The organism is Streptomyces coffeae (assembly GCF_016741875.1).
GTDB lineage: Bacteria > Actinomycetota > Actinomycetes > Streptomycetales > Streptomycetaceae > Streptomyces > Streptomyces coffeae.
Genome location: NZ_JAERRF010000252.1, coordinates 1 through 217 on the forward strand (window position 1 = coordinate 1; position 217 = coordinate 217).

The following is a 217-nucleotide window of genomic DNA, read 5'->3' on the forward strand; positions in this document are numbered from 1 at the left end:
AACAGCCCCAGCCGACCAGTCCACATGCGGCGACGGCTCATCCACATGCAAGGTCCGCGGCAGCACACCATGCCGCATCGCCAGCACCATCTTCATCACACCGGCGACGCCCGAAGCAGCCTGGGTGTGCCCGATGTTCGACTTCACCGAGCCCAGCAACAGCGGCCGGCCCTCCGGCCGGTCCTGGCCATACGTCGCCAACAGCGCCTGCGCCTCG

General features: G+C 68.2%; 1 pseudogene. It reads right to left on the minus strand.

The features are described 5' to 3' along the window. Positions 1-217, minus strand: a pseudogene (locus tag JK363_RS41885) (polyketide synthase); the annotation flags it as partial.